This window comes from Desulfomicrobium aestuarii, assembly GCF_055385525.1.
Map to the genome: position 1 here is coordinate 3,495,046 of NZ_AP042427.1, position 15,098 is coordinate 3,510,143.

The following is a 15,098-nucleotide window of genomic DNA, read 5'->3' on the forward strand; positions in this document are numbered from 1 at the left end:
GGGGGCCTCGCGGGGCCCCCTCGTCATGTCCGTTCCCGGCGCGGTTCCTATTCGATGATGATCCCGGCGTAGCCCACCACCCTCGACATATCCCCGTTGACGTCGCCCGACGTGGCGTAGGCCACGAGCTCGGCCTTCTTGGCGCCCATGATGTTGGCCAGGTGCATGCCCATGGTCATGGGCAGCACGCCGCACATGGAGATGTTGTCCTCGCGCACCGTGCCGTAGAAGCCCATGGGGTCCAGGGCCAGGATGCGCTCCAGGGCTTTTTGGTCCACGATGCGCGTCACGGCGTCCGAGGCGAAGTGGTTCATGTCCGAGCTGACGACCACGGACACGTCGCGGCCCAGGGCGCTCAGAACCTCCGCGATCTTGGAGGCCGCCCCGGCGAGCTTGTGGGGGCGCGGGTCGCCCACGGCGATGGGCACGATGCGCATGTCGGGGTTCTTGGCCCACAGGAAGGGCAGGACCACCTCCAGGGAGTGCTCCTGCATGTGGGCGGCGCGGTCGGCCGTCAGGGCCGGCTCCGCCGCCAGGATGGCCGCGGCCAGCTCGGCGTCGACCGCAAGGCCGGCCCCGGGGAGATGCCATGTCCCGTCGGGCCACACGGCCAGGGGCGCGCCCATGCCGGTGTGGTTGGGGCCCAGCAGCAGCACCGTGTCCGTCAGCCGCGCCCGGGCCAGTGTCTGTCCCGCCACGCCTCCGGAGAACACGTGGCCGGCGTGGGGCACCATGGCCAGCCTGGTCACGGCCTCGCGTTCCGCTTCCCCGCGCATGCTGGTTCTGACCGAGGCCAGCCACTGGTCGTGGCGTCCGGCATAAAACTGTCCCGCGACAACGGGCTCGCGATCGATGCTCATTCCATACTCCTATTGAAATTTCTCGACTTCCCGCTCGATGCGCACGCCTTCGAGCTCTGCCGCAGCCATACGGCCATACAGCGTGTTTGGGAAGCGCTCTTTGAGGCCGAGAAGCGTTTCCCGCCACCTTTTCATGTCGTCGTTCCTGCGGAAAAGGATGGCCTTGCGGTAGGCGTGCGCGGGCCAGTCCCGGTCCTCGGGCGTGACATACCCGTCGTATTCGAGGCTCCAGGCCAGGGCATCCTGGTTCCGCCCGCGCCGTTCGGCGGCCTGCACCAGCAGCTCCAGCGTCTCCTTGAGCTTGGGGATGTCGTCCTTTTCCTTCTTCAGCAGCTCCAGGGCCTCCTGGCCCAGGATGGTGGCGCGCTCGAACTCGCCCGCGGCCAGGGCGGCGCGGCCGAGAAAATAATGGGCGTAGCCGCGCTGCGTGTCCGTCAGGCCCAGATCCGTGGCCAGGCGGTCCCACAGGGACTTGGCCCGTCCGGGCTGGTTCAGCTTCTCGTTGGCCAGGGCCGCGGCGTAGTCGACCTGACGCCGCCTCTCGGCGTTCAGGTTCCAGGGCGCGACCCTGCGGGCCAGTTCGAGGATGTCCTTCCACTCCTGCAGTTCCACGAGCATGGCCAGGGTCAGGTCCATGCCCGGCTCGGAATGCTCCCCCCTGGGTATGGAGCCGAAGACGAAGGGCCTGGCCATCTCCAGGGCCTCCCTGGCCCGGCCCGTGCGCATCATGGCCGTGGCCACGACCAGCCTGGTCTGCGGGTCCGGCTCCCGGTCCGCGTAGAGGTCCTGGTGGTCCGTCCAGTTCTGGACGATGCCCTCGAAATTCCCCTGCTCCAGGTCGCGCATGATCCAGTCCCGCAGGGCCTTGTCGGCGACTTCCCGCGCCTTGGGCAACAGCTCGTGTTCGGGGTAGTCCTGTTCGAAGCGGCGCACGTCCTCCAGGCTTTCCGGGAATTTCCCCTTCCACAGCCGCCACATGGCCAGCTTCAGCCTGGCAATCGGGGCCAGGGGGCTGTCCGTGTGTTCGAGGATGCGGGTGTAGATTTCTTCGGGGTTGGCGTCCGGGCGGTCGAAGACCGGGGCCATGTCGCCCATGGAGGGCTTGTCGAGGACGCCTTCCTCGGCCAGGCGCATCTGGGCGATGAGGCCACCCTCCCTGTCCGGGTAGGCTTCGGCCGTGCGGTGGTAGATCTCGCGGGCGGCGTTGGGCCTGTTCTGCCTGAGGTGGATGTCGCCGATACGGGCCATGGCCACGTCGGCGTCGGGCGCGTCCGGCACGATGTTGGCGTAGGTCCAGAAAAAATCCCGCGCCCGGTCGTCGTTGCCGCTGAGCATGGCCGCATATCCCGCGGCCATGAGGAACGACGGGTCTTCGAGGTAGTAGCGGGGCCAGCGCTTCTCGATGGCGTTCACGATCTCCATGGCCTTGCCGAAAAATCCCAGCTCCGTGTAGGCCTTGAGAAGGCCGACGTTGGCCGGCTTGACGGCCGGGCTCATGGGGAAGTTCTCGATGACGTAGCGATAGTGCTCGGCGGCCTTGGCGAATTTTTTCTCGCGCAGGAAGTGGTCGCCCCAGAACGTGTCGATCATGGGCACGCGCGGGTTGTCCGGGTACTTGCGGCGCAGCAGGTCGAAGTTGCCCTTGGCTTCGGGCAGGTTGCCCACCGAGAGCTGCAGGAAGCCGATGCGGTAGAGGGCCTCGGGCATGTTGGACGATTCGGGGTTGGCGTACTTGGCCGTCTCGTAGGCGTCGAGGATGGCCGTGAAATTCCCCTCGAAGTCCCCTCTGCCCTGCTGCATGGTGATGTCGGCCAGATTGTAGAGCAGTTCCTCGCGCAGGGCGTCGGGCACCTTCGGGTGCTCGATCATGGCGGTTATGGCTTGCCTGCTGGCCTTCAGATCGCCGGCGGCCACCGCGACCTGCGCCAGCCTGTACAGCTCCTCCAGTTCGGCCGTGCTGTTGTCCTCGGGCATGTTGCCGGGGGTGGCTCCGGGCCCTTCGGATGAGGCATCGACCGTCATGGCCGCATCCTGAACCGGGATGTCATGCCCGCCGGTCGCGTTGCCGGGTTCGCCTTGCGATGCGTCCGCGTCCGTCGCTTCGGCGTCGTGGGCGGAGTCGGGAGCCGGCGTCGGCTCGCGGGATGCCTCCGGCGCTGGGGATGTCGCGTTTCCGTCCGGCGCGCCGGCTTCCCTGACCGCGTGGTCCTGTCGGGGGGTGGTGCCGTGAGGAGTGTCGGCCGTTAGGGCCTGCGCACCGGTCGCGTTGTCCGCCGCATGTCCTGCGGCTGCGTCCGGGCCGGGTTCCGTGGCCTGTGCCGTGGGAATCCCCTCGACCGAAGCGTCGGGTTGGGGCTGCGGCAAAGGCGCTGTCGCGTTTCGTTCGATGGGCATGCGCAGCCGGAATGTTTCGCGCGGCTTCGGTTCCGCGGCGTCGTCGGGACCGGTCTCCCGTTGCCCGGGGGCCGTCGTCCCGGTCAGATCGGGAGCTGCGGGACGGCTGATCCTTCCGCGCAGGGCACCCGTGCCCGAGAGCGCATCCTGCGGCGTCTCGCCCGTGGCGTCGCCGTGCGACGCGACATCGTCTCCGGGCTCCGTGGCATTGGCGGCAGGTTCTCCGGGGACATCTGCCGCAGGGAACGCGTCCCGCTCTTCGTCCTGCACGGCCGGGGGGGCGGCCGTCCCGTTGCCGGGCGCCGACGCATTGGCGGCTCCTTCCGCGGAGGCGTTCGTTGCGCTCTCCTCCGCGGGCACCGCTTCCGGGGTTGCATTGTCCGGGGGCGGGGGCGCCTGTGCCGGCGGGGGGTAGAGGATGACGCTCAGTTCCTGCAGGGCGGGGTGTGCGGATGAGGAAAAGATGAAATCCCCGTTGCGGGTTTCGATCAGAATGCCGTCAGCGGTGACCGAGACGCCCTTGATCAGTGCCGAACCGCTGAAGTCGGGGATTTTGGGCCTGTTCTCGCCCGTCCAGAAGTCCGGGGAGATGGGGATGATGATCCGCGTCAGCCCGCGCTGTCTGGGCTCGGCATCGGGCAGGGTGGAGGAGAAGGAGAAAAGGAGCCGTTCGTGGTCGGTCTCCCGATTCCACGTCAATACCGCCCCAGAGGCGCTCTGGTGAGGGAAGAAGCCCAGAAAGGCGGCAAGGAGGAGCCAGATCAGTCTGGCAGGGGTGTGTGCGCGCACGGGCTGCTGCTAGCAAGAATCGGGCAGAAGATCACAACATGTTCTTCTTTTTCAGTTTTTCGATCAGGGTGGTGCGCTTGATGCCCAAAACTTCGGCGGCCTTGTTCTTGACCCCGTCCACTTCGCCCAGGGCTTCGTTCAGCAGGCGCTCCTCCACCTGGTCCAGGAATTCCTTCAGACCCATGCTCTGCTCGCGAAGATCCTTCAGTTCCGGCCAGCGGAACGAGGCGTCCGCCAGCACCGGGACTCGTTTGGGCACCTCCACGCCGGTCTCCCGCAGGATCTTGTCCGGCAGGTCCACCAGGCCGATGCTCTCCCCGTCGCACAGGATCGACATGCGCTCCATGAAGTTCTCGAGTTCGCGCACGTTGCCCGGCCAGGAGTAGCGGGCCAGGATGTCGGCGACCTCCTCGGCCATGCCCAGGGTCGCGGAGCGGTTGTTGGCGCAGAAGTTCCGCAGGAAGTACCGGGCCAGGACGAGCACGTCGTCGCCGCGGTCCCGCAGGGGGGGCAGGGTGATGGGGATCACGTTCAGGCGGTAGAAGAGGTCTTCGCGGAATGTCCCGCGCCGCACCTCCTCCTCCAGGTCGCGGTTGGTGGCTGCCACCACGCGCACGTCGGCCTTGATGGTCTTGCCCCCGCCGACGCGCTCAAACTCGCGCTCCTGCAGCACGCGCAGGATCTTGACCTGCAGGGACAGCTCCATTTCACCGATTTCGTCCAGGAAGACCGTGCCGCCCTGAGCCATCTCGAAGCGGCCGATCTTGGTGCGGATGGCGTGGGTGAACGCGCCCTTCTCGTGCCCGAAAAGTTCCGATTCGAGCAGTTCCCGCGGGATGGCCCCGCAGTTGATGGGCACGAAGGGCTTGTCGGCCCGCCGGCTGTTGCGGTGCAGGGCCCGGACCAGCAGCTCCTTGCCCGTACCGGACTCGCCCGTGACCAGGATGGTGCTGTCCGAAGGGGCCACTTTGGCCAGGATCCGAAATACCTCTTGCAGGGCGGAACTCTTTCCAATTATTCCACAGGTATCAAACGACATAGCCTCTCCTGGAACGGGGATGGTCTCGATGCTGTTCCGATTCTGCCTAACTGTCAAGAATATGACAGAAACGCAACTCAAATTATGCCGTATCTCCTCGAATTTCCGCAGGGAAGCCGTCCGGCCCTTTTTGTCGCCCGCGAGAAGCGCTTCCTGATCCATGTCCTCCTGGACGGTCGGCCCGTGACCGCGCATACCAACAACTCCGGCTCCATGCTCGGCCTCCTGCGGCCCGGCATGGAGGTCTTCCTCTCCCCGGCCGCCTCGCCGGGACGGCGGTTGCCGTACACCCTGGAGGTGGTGCGCCCGTGCGGGGACTGGGTCGGCGTCAACACCCTCATGCCCAACCGGCTTCTCAAGAGGGCCTGGGAAACCCGCGCCCTGCCGGAACTCCGTGCGTACACGGACTTTACCGCCGAGGCCAAATGGGGGGATTCGCGCCTGGACGCGAAACTCACCGGCCCGGACGGGGAGTTCTGGATCGAGGCCAAGAACGTGACCATGGTCGAGGACGGCGTGGCCTGCTTCCCCGACGCCGTGACCGAGCGCGGACAGAAGCATCTGCTCGAACTCATGGACCTGGCCAAGCGCGGCGTGCGCGTGGGCGTCTTCCTGGCCGTGCAGCGACCCGACGGGCAGTGCTTCGGCCCCGCGGACTTCATCGACCCGCGATTCGCCGAGCTTTTCTGGCAGGCCCTGGACAGGGGGGTGGAATTTTTTCCCCATGTGGTGCACGCAAGCCCCGAGGGCATCGCCCTGGGCCGCCGACTTCCCCTTGTCTCGCGGCCTTGATCATCAACTCAGAAATTCCGGACACGACACCATGAAAGACCACCTTATCCGCGTCATCTCCGACGAAGCCAACGTCCGCGCCATGGCCTGCCTGACCACCGCCACCGTCGGCGAGGCCTGCGCCCGGCACCGCACCAGCCCCACCGCCTCCGTGGCCCTCGGCCGTGCCCTGACCGGCGGCGTGCTCCTGGGCGCGCTCCTCAAGGGCCGCCAGCGCGTGGCCCTCAAGTTCGAGGGTAACGGCCCCCTGGGCAAGATCGTCGTCGAGGCCGACCCCATGTGCCTGGTCCACGGCTACGTGGGCAACCCCGTTGCCGACCTGCCCCTGCGGGACGGCCGCTTTGACATCCCCGGCGCCCTGGGACGTGCCGGCCTGCTGACCGTGACCAAGGACCTGCAGCTCAAAAGCCCCTACCAGGGTGTGGTCAACCTCGTGTCCAGCGAGATCGCCGAGGACATCGCCTACTATCTGACCGAGTCCGAGCAGACGCCCTCGGCCATGGGCCTGACCACCATCCCTGACGACCAGGGCGGCATCGCCGTGGCCGGCGGCTTCCTCATTCAGTCCCTCCCCCCGGCCAACGACGCGGCCCTGGAAACCCTCACGGCCCGCATCGCGGCCATGCCGCCCCTGGCCAAGCTCCTCTTCGACGGGGCCGGCCCCAAGGACATCCTGGACCGCATCTTCGGCGACATCCCCTACGAAATCCTCGGTCACCAGGACGTGGCCTTCCACTGCGGCTGCTCCCGCGACCGCATCGAACAGGCCCTCATCACGCTCGGAGTGGACGAAATCAAAAGTCTGGCCGAGCGCGGCGAAGACACTGTCATCACCTGCGAATTCTGCCGGGAGCCGTACGCGTTCACCCCGGAGGATTTGCGGCGGTTGGCGGACGAGAGGCATTAGATGGGGATGATGAAGATGCCTCCGGCGGGCAGGGGGCGCGGCCCCCTGCACCCCATTTGGGGGATGGGAAAAAGAAAGGCTGTCCTGTGCGAGGGCAGCCTTTTTGGTGGTGGAGTGGGAAAGGGTGGTCAGACCATCATGTCGATGAGCACGCCCGTCATGTCGAAATGCGTGTGCAGGGCCGCGACGTTGGCGGCGAAGGCCTGCTCGTTCTCGATCATCTGTACCATCTCCGCGACCAGGTCCGTGTTGGAGCCTTCGACCAGAGTTTCCTCGTAGCGCAGGCCCTCTTCAGTCTCGACGTATTCGCCGCCTTGGACCAGAGGGCCGGGAGCGGTGTTTTCGTATATGTCGGATACCCGCACGCCGCGGTCGTTCGGGCCGGTCTCGTATTCCACGCGGCTGGAGCGGAACTCGTTCGTGTTCACGTTGGCCACGTTGTTGGCCGCGACCTGCTGGGAAACGGAAATGGCCTGCAGGGCCTGCACGTTCTCCATCATGGGGCACCTCCGGTCATGGGTTCACAATATCCCGGCCGGACGTTTCGTCAACCCCCATCTGGTCGATGCGGGCGTAGGCGCTGTGGTTGTGGATGGACTCGAAGGACTCCACCTCGACCCTGAAGCCGCGCACCTTCGGGTGGGCCGCCAGGCGGGAGGCCGCGTTGCGGACCACGTCCTCGACGAAGGTCGGCGAGGCGAAGGCCGCCTCGGTCACGAACTTCTCGTCCTCGCGCTTCAGCAGGGCGTAGACCGGGGACGAGCCGGACTCCTGGGCGATGGCGATGAGGTCCTCCAGCCAGAGCATGCCCGAGCACCCCGCCTCGATGCGGACCATGGCCCGCTGGCTGTGGGCGCCCTCGGCGGAAATTGCCTTGGAGCAGGGGCAGACCGTCATGACCGGCACCTCCACGCCCAGGATCAGCTCGACACCCCCGTCCATGAGCGTGCCGCGCAGGAAGCAGGCGTAGTCCATCAGGGCCGGGCTGCCCGTGACCGGGGCGCGCTGCTCCAGAAAATAGGTGAAATGGAAGCACAGGTGGGAGCTCCTGGCCTGCAGGCGGTCGCGCAGGTCCAGGAGCAGGCGTCCGCAGCTGGCCGTGTCCAGGGTCGTCTCCATGTCGCGCAAGGCTTCGAGGAAGCGGCTCATGTGCGTGCCCTTGAACTCCGCCGGCAGGTCCACGCTCAGGTCCACGCGCGCCACGGTCTGCTGGCGTCCCCTGGCCCTGTCCCGGACCGTCAGGGGCACCGAAAGATTTTTGACCCCGACCCGGTCGATGCGCAGGGCCACATCGGCCGGCCCGCTCTGCACGTCGCGCATCACTTCAGGTCCTGCCCGGTGGTGGCCAGGGTCAGTTTGCCGTGTTTGACGCCCTTGGTGGAGATGAGCCGCTCGGCCGTGGCCTTGATGTCCTGCCCGGGGCCGCGCAGGATGAGCACTTCCATGCAGTTGTGGTGATCCAGGTGGATGTGCAGGGACGAATGGATGACGTCCAGGGAGGAATGCTGGATCTCGGTCATCTTCTGGGCCAGGTCTGAGTGATGGTGGTCGAAGACCAGGGTCAGGGTGCCGACCATTTCCTTGTTCAGGTCCTCCCATTCCTTCTGCACCAGGGTGCCGCGGATGAGGTCGCGGATGGCCTCGGAGCGGGTCTGGTAGCAGCGCTCCTCGCACAGTGCGTCGAATTTCTCCAGCAGGTCGGAGTCCAGGGACACTCCGAAACGTATTGTCTGACCCATGTTTCCTCCTATGTGACGTCCGGGCGGGAAAGTTCCCAGACGTTGACCGTCATGCGTGCCCCCTCGAAGGGCACCACCACCTGTCCGCGGCCCGCGACCCGCCAGCCGCGGCGGGCGAAGCGGGGCCACACGGCCTGGGACACGGTGCGCTCGGGGTCGCCGAACCAGACCCTGCCCCCGGGGGCCAGGCTGTGCAGCAGCAGCTTTTCCAGGGGTTCGAAAAATCGCTGTTCGTAAAAGATGTCGCCGCCCCAGATATGGTCGAAGGAACGGGGCGCGAAGCCGGACCGGTTCCAGTCCATGCACAGCCACAGGGGCTGGGGCACGTCGTTGAGCCGGGCGTTCCTGGCGGCAAAATACAGGGCGTCCCGCTCGTAGTCCATCCCCACCACACGCGCGCCCAGGTCGGATGCCACCAGGGCCGAGAGGCCGAGCCCGCAGCCCAGGTCCAGGCAGGTGCGTCCGGCCAGGTCCTGCCGGGCCAGCCAGTCGCACAGGGCCAGGGTCGCGGGCCACAGCTCGACCCAGTAGGGGATGTGCTCCTCGGCCTCCGGGTCGTCCTCGTCCAGGGATTGCCACAGGGACTCCAGGTCCGCCGGGCGCTCCAGGGTCCAGGTCCGGCCTGCGGCCTGCACGGTGAGCTGCTGGAAGCGGTCCGGGTGATCAGTGCTCGGCATCGGGCTTCATGCCGGCCATCATCTGGCCGATGCGGTCCACGCGCTGCCGGTCGTCGGCCGGGAAGATGTCGACGATTTCGCCGCCGAACATGACCGCGATGCGGTCGGCCAGGGCCAGGGCTTCGGACAGGTCGCCGGTGACCAGCAGGACGCCGGCCTCCTCGCGGGCCGCCAGCAGGGTCGCCCAGACCTCCTCGATGGCCGAGACGTCGAGGCCCTGGGTGGGCTGCTCGGCCACGATGAGGCGCGGCCGGCGGTGAAACTCGCGCGCCAGGACCATCTTCTGCAGGTTGCCGCCCGAAAGCTGTCTGGCCTGGCTGGTCACGTCGGGCGGGGAGACCTTGAACTGCTCGACGAGCTCCCGGGCCACGGCCGCCGCCTTGTCGCGCTGCAGCCAGACCGTGGAACTGTAGCCCTGGCGGGTGGTCAGCAGGAAGTTGTCCACCAGGTCCATGCCCTTGCACACGGCCAGGCCCTGGCGATCCTCGGGAACGTAGCTCAGGCCCCCCTGCCAGGACGGGTCGGCGAAGAAGGCCTGCCAGCTCTTGCCGAGCACCGAAACCTCGCCGGCCTCGGGCGCCCGCAGGCCGCAGACCGTCTCGACCAGCTCCTTCTGGCCGTTGCCGGCCACGCCGACCACGGCCAGAATCTCTCCCTGCCGCAGGCTCAAGGACGCGTCGCGCATGACGCCGGCCTTGACTCCGGACAGGCGCAGCACATTCTGGCGCAGTTCCATGGGCTTGCGCGTGACCTCCAGGAGCACCTCGCGGCCGACCATGCGCCGGGCCAGGTCCGACTGGGAATGCACCTCGGCGGCCGGGACCTCGTCCACCACCTCGCCCCTGCGCAGAATGGCGATCTCGTCGGCCAGGGCCATGACCTCGCCCAGCTTGTGGGAGATGTAGACGATGGCCTTGCCCTGGGCGGCCATGCTGCGCAGGGCCGCGAAGAGCTGCTCCGACTCCTGGGGCGTGAGCACGGCAGTGGGCTCGTCGAAGATGAGGATGCGGCTTTCGCGCTGCAGGAGCTTCAGGATCTCCACGCGCTGCTTCTCGCCCATGGACAGGTCGGCCACGCGTGCTGCCGGGTCCACATCCAGCCCGAAGGCGGCGCTCAGGGCCCGGACCTGTTCGCGCATGGCCCGGGGCGAGAGCAGGAAGCCCGGCTCCTGGCCCAGGAACACGTTCTCGGCCACGGTCATGGCTTCGACCAGCATGAAGTGCTGGTAGACCATGCCGATGCCGGCTTTGATGGCGTCCTTGGTCGAGCGCAGGTGGCAGGGGCGGCCGTCGATGAGGATCTCGCCGGCGTCGGGCAGGTAGTGCCCCGCCAGGATGGACATGAGGGTGCTCTTGCCCGCCCCGTTCTCGCCCAAGAGGGCCTTGATCCGTCCGGCGTGGATGTCCAGGCTGATGCCGTTGTTGGCCCGGACGGAGCCGAAGACCTTGGTGATGCCGCGCAGGCCGACCGCTGGCGTGGACGGGGTCACGACCTATCCCTGCCGCTTCCCGGCCAGGGGCTGCACGAACTGCGACTCGGCGTCCCAGGGAAAGAGGATCCAGGTGTCCTGGCTGACCTCGGTGATGAAGGTGTCCACCAGGGGGCGGCCGGCGGGCTTGGCGTAGACGCAGGCGAAGTGGGCCTTGGGCAGTAGCTCGCGGATGAGCTTGCCCGTGCGGCCGGTGTCCACCAGGTCGTCGACGATGAGCCAGCCCTCGCCGTCGCCCTCGATGCCTTTCAGGAGCTTCACCTCGCCTTTCTGGTTCTGCCAATCGTAGCTGGACACGCAGATGGTGTCGACGAGGCGGATGTCGAGTTCGCGGGCGATGATGGCCGCGGGCACGAGGCCGCCGCGGGTCACGGCGATGATGCCCCTGAAGAAGTCCTTGTCCAGAAGGCGCCAGGCCAGGGCCCGGGCGTCGCGGTGCAGCTGGTCCCAGGAGATGGGGTAGGTGCGCTGGTATCTGTTGTCGCTCATTGAGTTTTCCTATTCCGATGGTTCCACGTTCACGCCCAGCGCGGCCGGGGCCTCGGTGCGCTGGCTTCGCCACGAGGAAAAGGCCAGGGCCGCGATGGTCAACACATAGGGCAGCATGAGCAGGATGGACGACGGCAGGGCCGTGCCCATGGCCTGCAGGCGGAGCTGGAAGGCCATGACCCCGCCGAAGAGATAGGCCCCGAGCATGGCCCGGGACGGTCGCCAGAAGGCGAAGATGACCAGGGCCACGGCGATCCAGCCGCGCCCCGAGGAGAGGCCGTTGGTCCAGAGGTGGGTGTAGGCCAGGCTCAGGTAGCTGCCGCCGAAGCCCACCAGCACCCCGCCGCCAAGGAGCGCGGCCCAGCGGTAGCCCAGGACGTTCAGTCCCGCGGCGCGCGTGGCCGCCGGGCTCTCGCCCGCTGCGCGTACACCCAGGCCCCACCGCGTGTAGCGGAAGAAGGCCCACATGAGCGGCGGGACGAGGTACGACACGTAGACCAGGGCGTCCTGCTGGAAAAAGATGTCGCCCACGAGGGGGATGTCACCCAGCACGGGCAGGGAGAACTTGTCGAAGCCGGGGGCGGTGCGGCCCACATAGGGTGTGCCGAAGAACCCGGCCAGGCCCGTGCCGAAGATGGTCAGGGCCAGGCCCGAGACGGTCTGGTTGCCCTGGAACCAGATGCAGACCACGCCGTGCAGGGCCGCCATGCCCGCGCCGGCCAGGCCGCCAGCCAGGAAGGCCAGGGCCGGGGAGCCCGTGTGCAGGGCGGTCAGAAACCCGGCCAGGGCGCCGACGAGCATCATGCCCTCCACGCCCAGGTTCAGGACGCCGCCCTTTTCGGTCAGGATCTCGCCCAGGGTGGCGTAGAGGATCGGGGTTCCGGCCTGCACCGTGGCGGCCAGGAGGGCCAGGAGGATTTCGAGGCTCATGCGGCCCTCCGCAGGTGCAGGCGGTAGCGGGAGAAGAAGCCCCCGGCCAGCACGGCCAGGAGGATGGAGCCCTCCATGATGCCGCCGAAGGCCGCGGGCACCTGCAGGTCGAGCTGCAGGGTCTCCATGCCGACGCGCACGCCCGCCAGGAGGAAGGAGGCCACGGCGATGATGAGCGGGTTCAGGTTGGCCAGCCAGGCCACGACGATGGCCGTGTAGCCGTAGCCGGACATGATGCTCGGCTGCAGCCGGCCCAGGGTGGCCGAGGCCTCCAGGAACCCGGCCCAGCCGGCCAGTGCCCCGCTGACGACCATGACCAGCACCACCAGGAAGGCGTAGGGCATGCGGGCGTAGCGGGCGGCGCGCACGTTTTCGCCGCAGGCGCGCAGCTCGAAGCCCAGGCGGGTGGAACGCAGGAACACGGACATGAGCACGCCCACGGCCAGGCACAGGAGCAGGCCCCAGTTCAGGCGGGTATCGCCGATGCGCGCCACCACGGCCGCCGGGACGAACTCGCTGGTCATGGGGAAGCCGAAGCTGGCCGGGTCTTTCCACACGCCGTAGACGAGAAAGTCGAGGATGAGGATGCCGACGTAGTTGAGCATCAGGGTGACGATGATCTCGTTGGCCCTGAGCTTCAGGCGCAGCAGGGCCGGAATGGCGCCCCACAGGCCGCCGGCCGCCGAGGCGCACAGCAGCATGAAGGGCAGCAGGGCGTACCAGGGCCAGCCGGGGAAGGTCAGGGCCGCCCAGGTCGCGCCCACGGCGCCCAGGGCGAACTGTCCCTCGGCCCCGATGTTCCAGACCTGCAGGCGGAAGGTCAGGCCCACGCCCAGGGAGCACAGAAAAATGGGTACGGCCTTGATGAGGCAGTCCTCAAGGGCATACCGGGAGCCGAAGGCGCTCTCGACCAGGAGCCACAAGGCTTGCAGGGCCGGCTTGCCCTGCACGGCCAGGAGCGTCCCGCTGACCGTAAAGGCCAGGGCGAGGGCGGCCAGAAAAACAAGACAGGAGCCCCAGCCAAGGGGCTCCTGTCGACGAACGGCGGACAAGACGGGCATGTGCGACCCTTATTCCAGGGTGCCGACGACGCCCTGAACGAACCAGTTGAAGCCGAGCAGTTCCTCGTCGGGCATGACGGCTCCGGCGGCGACTTTCTCGGCGCCGGCCTGGTCCTTGATGGGGCCGGTGAAGACCTTGTAGGCGCCCGAGGCGATCTCGGCCTTCTTGGCCAGGACGGTCTTCTGCACGTCTTCGGGGACCATGGGACCGAAGGGGGCGATGTCGACGATGCCGTGATCCAGGCCGTACCAGTAGAACTGGGCCTTCCAGGTGCCGTCTTTGATCTGCTTGACCATGTCGGTGTAGAAGGGGCCCCAGTTCCAGACGGCCGAGGTCAGGTGGGCCTTGGGAGCGAAGGCGGACATGTCGGAGTTGTAGCCGATGGAGTACACGCCGCGTTCCTGGGCAGCCTCCTGCGGGCCAGGGGAGTCCTGGTGCTGGGCGATGACGTCGCAGCCCACGTCCAGCAGGGACTTGGCGGCTTCCTTCTCCGTGGCCGGGTCGTACCAGGTCTTGGTCCAGACCACGCGAACCTGCACGTCGGGGTTCACGGACTGGGCGCCCAGGGTGAAGGCGTTGATGCCGCGGATGACTTCGGGGATGGGGAAGGCGGCCACGTAGCCCAGGACCTTGGATTTGGTCATGGCGCCGGCGACCATGCCGGTCAGGTAGCGGGCCTGGTAGATGCGGCCGAAGTAGTTGGCCATGTTCTCGGCGTTCTTGTAGCCGGAGCAGTGCAGGAATTTGACCTTGGGGAATTCCTTGGCCACCTTCAGCGTGGGGTCCATGTACCCGTAGCTGGTGGTGAAGATGATGTCGTAGCCTTTGCGGGCCATGTTCATGATGACGCGTTCGGAATCCTGGCCTTCGGCCACGGACTCCACGAAGGACGTGGTCACGCCGTCCATGGCCTCCACGGCCAGGCGGCCCTGGTCATGGGCATAGGAATATCCGGCGTCTCCCACCGGCGACACGTAGACGAAACCGACCTTGGTGTCCTCGGCGAAGGCGGTCGCTCCAAGGGCCAGGAACGCCAGCAGGAACAGGGACAAACATTTGCGCATCATCCTTCCTCCGTAATATGATTCTGACTGGGGTTTGTATGACGGACACCGCGTCCGCCAATGGGGAGAGTGCCAAGCACAAGGCACATAGCCAATACCCGCCAGCCTGGCAACAGTCAGGGGGGCGGTCCGGGCGTCCGGAAAATGTGGACATCTGTCAGACAATCATCGATAGTGATGGTGAAAATCCGGAAAATCCGGACGGGATGCATGGGCCCGACGCCTCTTCCCAACGGCCGGAAAATGTTTAACATATTCAATTGAAAGGATATTATAGCAGTCGGCATGCTTCTTCTAATATGTCAGACGGTTTTCGGCGAAGATCACATGACGATACGGAGGACCCCATGTCCAAAGACACGATGATAAGTTTTCGGACCACGGAAGAGTTCAGCAAGTCGTTGAAACGGCTTGCCAAGAAGAACAAGACGACCCTCTCGGGTTTTATCGATGCCGTGCTGCAGGATTTTCTTCAGTCCCAGGCCGGCCAGGATATTCTCATGCAGGACCGGAGGCGCTTTCCGCGCCAGCACAAGACCATCCCGGCCATCATCAGCGGCACGAACGGCTCCCGCAAGCACTTCCACGCCAGCAAGATAACCAACCTCTCCCTGGGCGGGATCAATCTCGTGGTGCCCAAGAACGAGCACAACGGCGCCCTGGAGGAGGAGAGCCTGGACGCTTTCGACGTGGTCTTCGCCCTGCCCCAGGAGGATCGGCCCATCACCATCCAGTGCCAGGGCAAGCGGATCTTCCAGACCCAGGACAGCTATCAGGTCGGCGCCAGCTTCGACGACGCGGACCTCGACAGCTATCAGGCGCTGCAGAGCTACCTGTACTGATCTGTTCGGGCAGGTTCGACTTTCA

The 15,098-nt window shown here is 66.6% G+C and carries 15 protein-coding genes; 3 read left to right on the forward strand and 12 right to left on the reverse strand.

Annotated elements, in window-relative coordinates:
* Nucleotides 1-47 precede the first annotated feature (47 nt).
* Genes amrB through ACZ5AC_RS16080 form a run of 3 tightly spaced genes read right to left on the reverse strand, consistent with a single transcriptional unit; the run spans nucleotide 48 to nucleotide 5,082 of the window.
* Nucleotides 48-860 (reverse strand): AmmeMemoRadiSam system protein B, encoded by an 813-nt coding sequence (amrB, locus tag ACZ5AC_RS16070; protein WP_464248582.1) that lies wholly within the window; start codon nucleotides 858-860, stop codon nucleotides 48-50.
* Nucleotides 861-869: 9 nt separating this feature from the next.
* The gene (locus ACZ5AC_RS16075; RefSeq protein ID WP_464248583.1) at nucleotides 870-4,043 is read right to left on the reverse strand and encodes a tetratricopeptide repeat protein; all 3,174 of its coding nucleotides are present in this window, start codon (nucleotides 4,041-4,043) and stop codon (nucleotides 870-872) included.
* A gap of 31 nt (nucleotides 4,044-4,074) precedes the next feature.
* Nucleotides 4,075-5,082, reverse strand: coding sequence for a sigma-54 interaction domain-containing protein (locus tag ACZ5AC_RS16080; protein ID WP_464248584.1), 1,008 nt, complete (start codon nucleotides 5,080-5,082; stop codon nucleotides 4,075-4,077).
* 84 nt (nucleotides 5,083-5,166) lie between these two features.
* Between ACZ5AC_RS16080 and sfsA the strand changes: the two genes are divergently transcribed.
* Nucleotides 5,167-5,874 carry a DNA/RNA nuclease SfsA gene (sfsA, locus tag ACZ5AC_RS16085; protein ID WP_464248585.1) on the forward strand — a complete coding sequence of 236 codons (708 nt, stop codon included), beginning with the start codon at nucleotides 5,167-5,169 and terminating at the stop codon, nucleotides 5,872-5,874.
* Nucleotides 5,875-5,905: 31 nt separating this feature from the next.
* On the forward strand, nucleotides 5,906-6,781 hold the full coding sequence (hslO, locus tag ACZ5AC_RS16090; protein ID WP_464248586.1) for an Hsp33 family molecular chaperone HslO: 876 nt from the start codon (nucleotides 5,906-5,908) through the stop codon (nucleotides 6,779-6,781).
* Between the two features lie 128 nt (nucleotides 6,782-6,909).
* On the opposite strand, the gene ACZ5AC_RS16095 is transcribed toward hslO, so the two are convergent.
* From ACZ5AC_RS16095 to ACZ5AC_RS16135, 9 genes are read right to left on the reverse strand one after another with little or no spacing between them, the layout of a single operon-like run.
* Entirely contained in the window at nucleotides 6,910-7,281 is a 372-nt protein-coding gene (locus ACZ5AC_RS16095; RefSeq protein ID WP_464248587.1) for a flagellar basal body rod C-terminal domain-containing protein, read from the reverse strand.
* Nucleotides 7,282-7,294: 13 nt separating this feature from the next.
* Nucleotides 7,295-8,101 carry a GTP cyclohydrolase FolE2 gene (gene folE2, locus ACZ5AC_RS16100; protein ID WP_464248588.1) on the reverse strand — a complete coding sequence of 269 codons (807 nt, stop codon included), beginning with the start codon at nucleotides 8,099-8,101 and terminating at the stop codon, nucleotides 7,295-7,297.
* On the reverse strand, nucleotides 8,101-8,520 hold the full coding sequence (gene nikR / locus ACZ5AC_RS16105; protein ID WP_464248589.1) for a nickel-responsive transcriptional regulator NikR: 420 nt from the start codon (nucleotides 8,518-8,520) through the stop codon (nucleotides 8,101-8,103). Before nikR ends, folE2 begins: the two co-directional genes overlap by 1 nt.
* A gap of 8 nt (nucleotides 8,521-8,528) precedes the next feature.
* Nucleotides 8,529-9,197 (reverse strand): class I SAM-dependent methyltransferase, encoded by a 669-nt coding sequence (locus ACZ5AC_RS16110; RefSeq protein WP_464248590.1) that lies wholly within the window; start codon nucleotides 9,195-9,197, stop codon nucleotides 8,529-8,531.
* Nucleotides 9,184-10,686, reverse strand: a complete 1,503-nt coding sequence (locus tag ACZ5AC_RS16115; RefSeq protein ID WP_464248591.1) for an ABC transporter ATP-binding protein — start codon at nucleotides 10,684-10,686, stop codon at nucleotides 9,184-9,186. The genes ACZ5AC_RS16110 and ACZ5AC_RS16115 overlap by 14 nt, the downstream gene beginning before the upstream one ends.
* Nucleotides 10,687-10,689: 3 nt before the next feature.
* Nucleotides 10,690-11,175 (reverse strand): xanthine phosphoribosyltransferase, encoded by a 486-nt coding sequence (gene gpt, locus ACZ5AC_RS16120; protein WP_464248592.1) that lies wholly within the window; start codon nucleotides 11,173-11,175, stop codon nucleotides 10,690-10,692.
* 9 nt (nucleotides 11,176-11,184) lie between these two features.
* Complete coding sequence (locus ACZ5AC_RS16125; RefSeq protein ID WP_464248593.1) at nucleotides 11,185-12,105, reverse strand: ABC transporter permease; 921 nt, start codon at nucleotides 12,103-12,105, stop codon at nucleotides 11,185-11,187.
* Nucleotides 12,102-13,166 carry an ABC transporter permease gene (locus ACZ5AC_RS16130; RefSeq protein WP_464248594.1) on the reverse strand — a complete coding sequence of 355 codons (1,065 nt, stop codon included), beginning with the start codon at nucleotides 13,164-13,166 and terminating at the stop codon, nucleotides 12,102-12,104. Before ACZ5AC_RS16130 ends, ACZ5AC_RS16125 begins: the two co-directional genes overlap by 4 nt.
* 9 nt (nucleotides 13,167-13,175) lie before the next feature.
* Nucleotides 13,176-14,231: a BMP family ABC transporter substrate-binding protein gene (locus ACZ5AC_RS16135; RefSeq protein WP_464248595.1), complete on the reverse strand. Its 1,056-nt coding sequence runs from the start codon at nucleotides 14,229-14,231 to the stop codon at nucleotides 13,176-13,178.
* Nucleotides 14,232-14,578: 347 nt separating this feature from the next.
* Here ACZ5AC_RS16135 and ACZ5AC_RS16140 point away from each other — a divergent pair, with 347 nt between their 5' ends.
* On the forward strand, nucleotides 14,579-15,073 hold the full coding sequence (locus tag ACZ5AC_RS16140) for a PilZ domain-containing protein (protein WP_464248596.1): 495 nt from the start codon (nucleotides 14,579-14,581) through the stop codon (nucleotides 15,071-15,073).
* The last annotated feature ends 25 nt before the right edge of the window (nucleotides 15,074-15,098 follow it).

Excerpts from the sequence above, each read along its gene's own strand:
- amrB (WP_464248582.1), bottom strand. The coding sequence starts at position 860 with ATGAGCATCGATCGCGAGCCCGTTGTCGCGGGACAGTTTTATGCCGGA.
- ACZ5AC_RS16080 (WP_464248584.1), bottom strand. The coding sequence starts at position 5,082 with ATGTCGTTTGATACCTGTGGAATAATTGGAAAGAGTTCCGCCCTGCAA.
- sfsA (WP_464248585.1), top strand. The coding sequence starts at position 5,167 with ATGCCGTATCTCCTCGAATTTCCGCAGGGAAGCCGTCCGGCCCTTTTT.
- hslO (WP_464248586.1), top strand. The coding sequence starts at position 5,906 with ATGAAAGACCACCTTATCCGCGTCATCTCCGACGAAGCCAACGTCCGC.
- ACZ5AC_RS16095 (WP_464248587.1), bottom strand. The coding sequence starts at position 7,281 with ATGATGGAGAACGTGCAGGCCCTGCAGGCCATTTCCGTTTCCCAGCAG.
- folE2 (WP_464248588.1), bottom strand. The coding sequence starts at position 8,101 with ATGCGCGACGTGCAGAGCGGGCCGGCCGATGTGGCCCTGCGCATCGAC.
- nikR (WP_464248589.1), bottom strand. The coding sequence starts at position 8,520 with ATGGGTCAGACAATACGTTTCGGAGTGTCCCTGGACTCCGACCTGCTG.
- ACZ5AC_RS16110 (WP_464248590.1), bottom strand. The coding sequence starts at position 9,197 with ATGCCGAGCACTGATCACCCGGACCGCTTCCAGCAGCTCACCGTGCAG.
- gpt (WP_464248592.1), bottom strand. The coding sequence starts at position 11,175 with ATGAGCGACAACAGATACCAGCGCACCTACCCCATCTCCTGGGACCAG.
- ACZ5AC_RS16125 (WP_464248593.1), bottom strand. The coding sequence starts at position 12,105 with ATGAGCCTCGAAATCCTCCTGGCCCTCCTGGCCGCCACGGTGCAGGCC.
- ACZ5AC_RS16130 (WP_464248594.1), bottom strand. The coding sequence starts at position 13,166 with ATGCCCGTCTTGTCCGCCGTTCGTCGACAGGAGCCCCTTGGCTGGGGC.
- ACZ5AC_RS16135 (WP_464248595.1), bottom strand. The coding sequence starts at position 14,231 with ATGCGCAAATGTTTGTCCCTGTTCCTGCTGGCGTTCCTGGCCCTTGGA.
- ACZ5AC_RS16140 (WP_464248596.1), top strand. The coding sequence starts at position 14,579 with ATGTCCAAAGACACGATGATAAGTTTTCGGACCACGGAAGAGTTCAGC.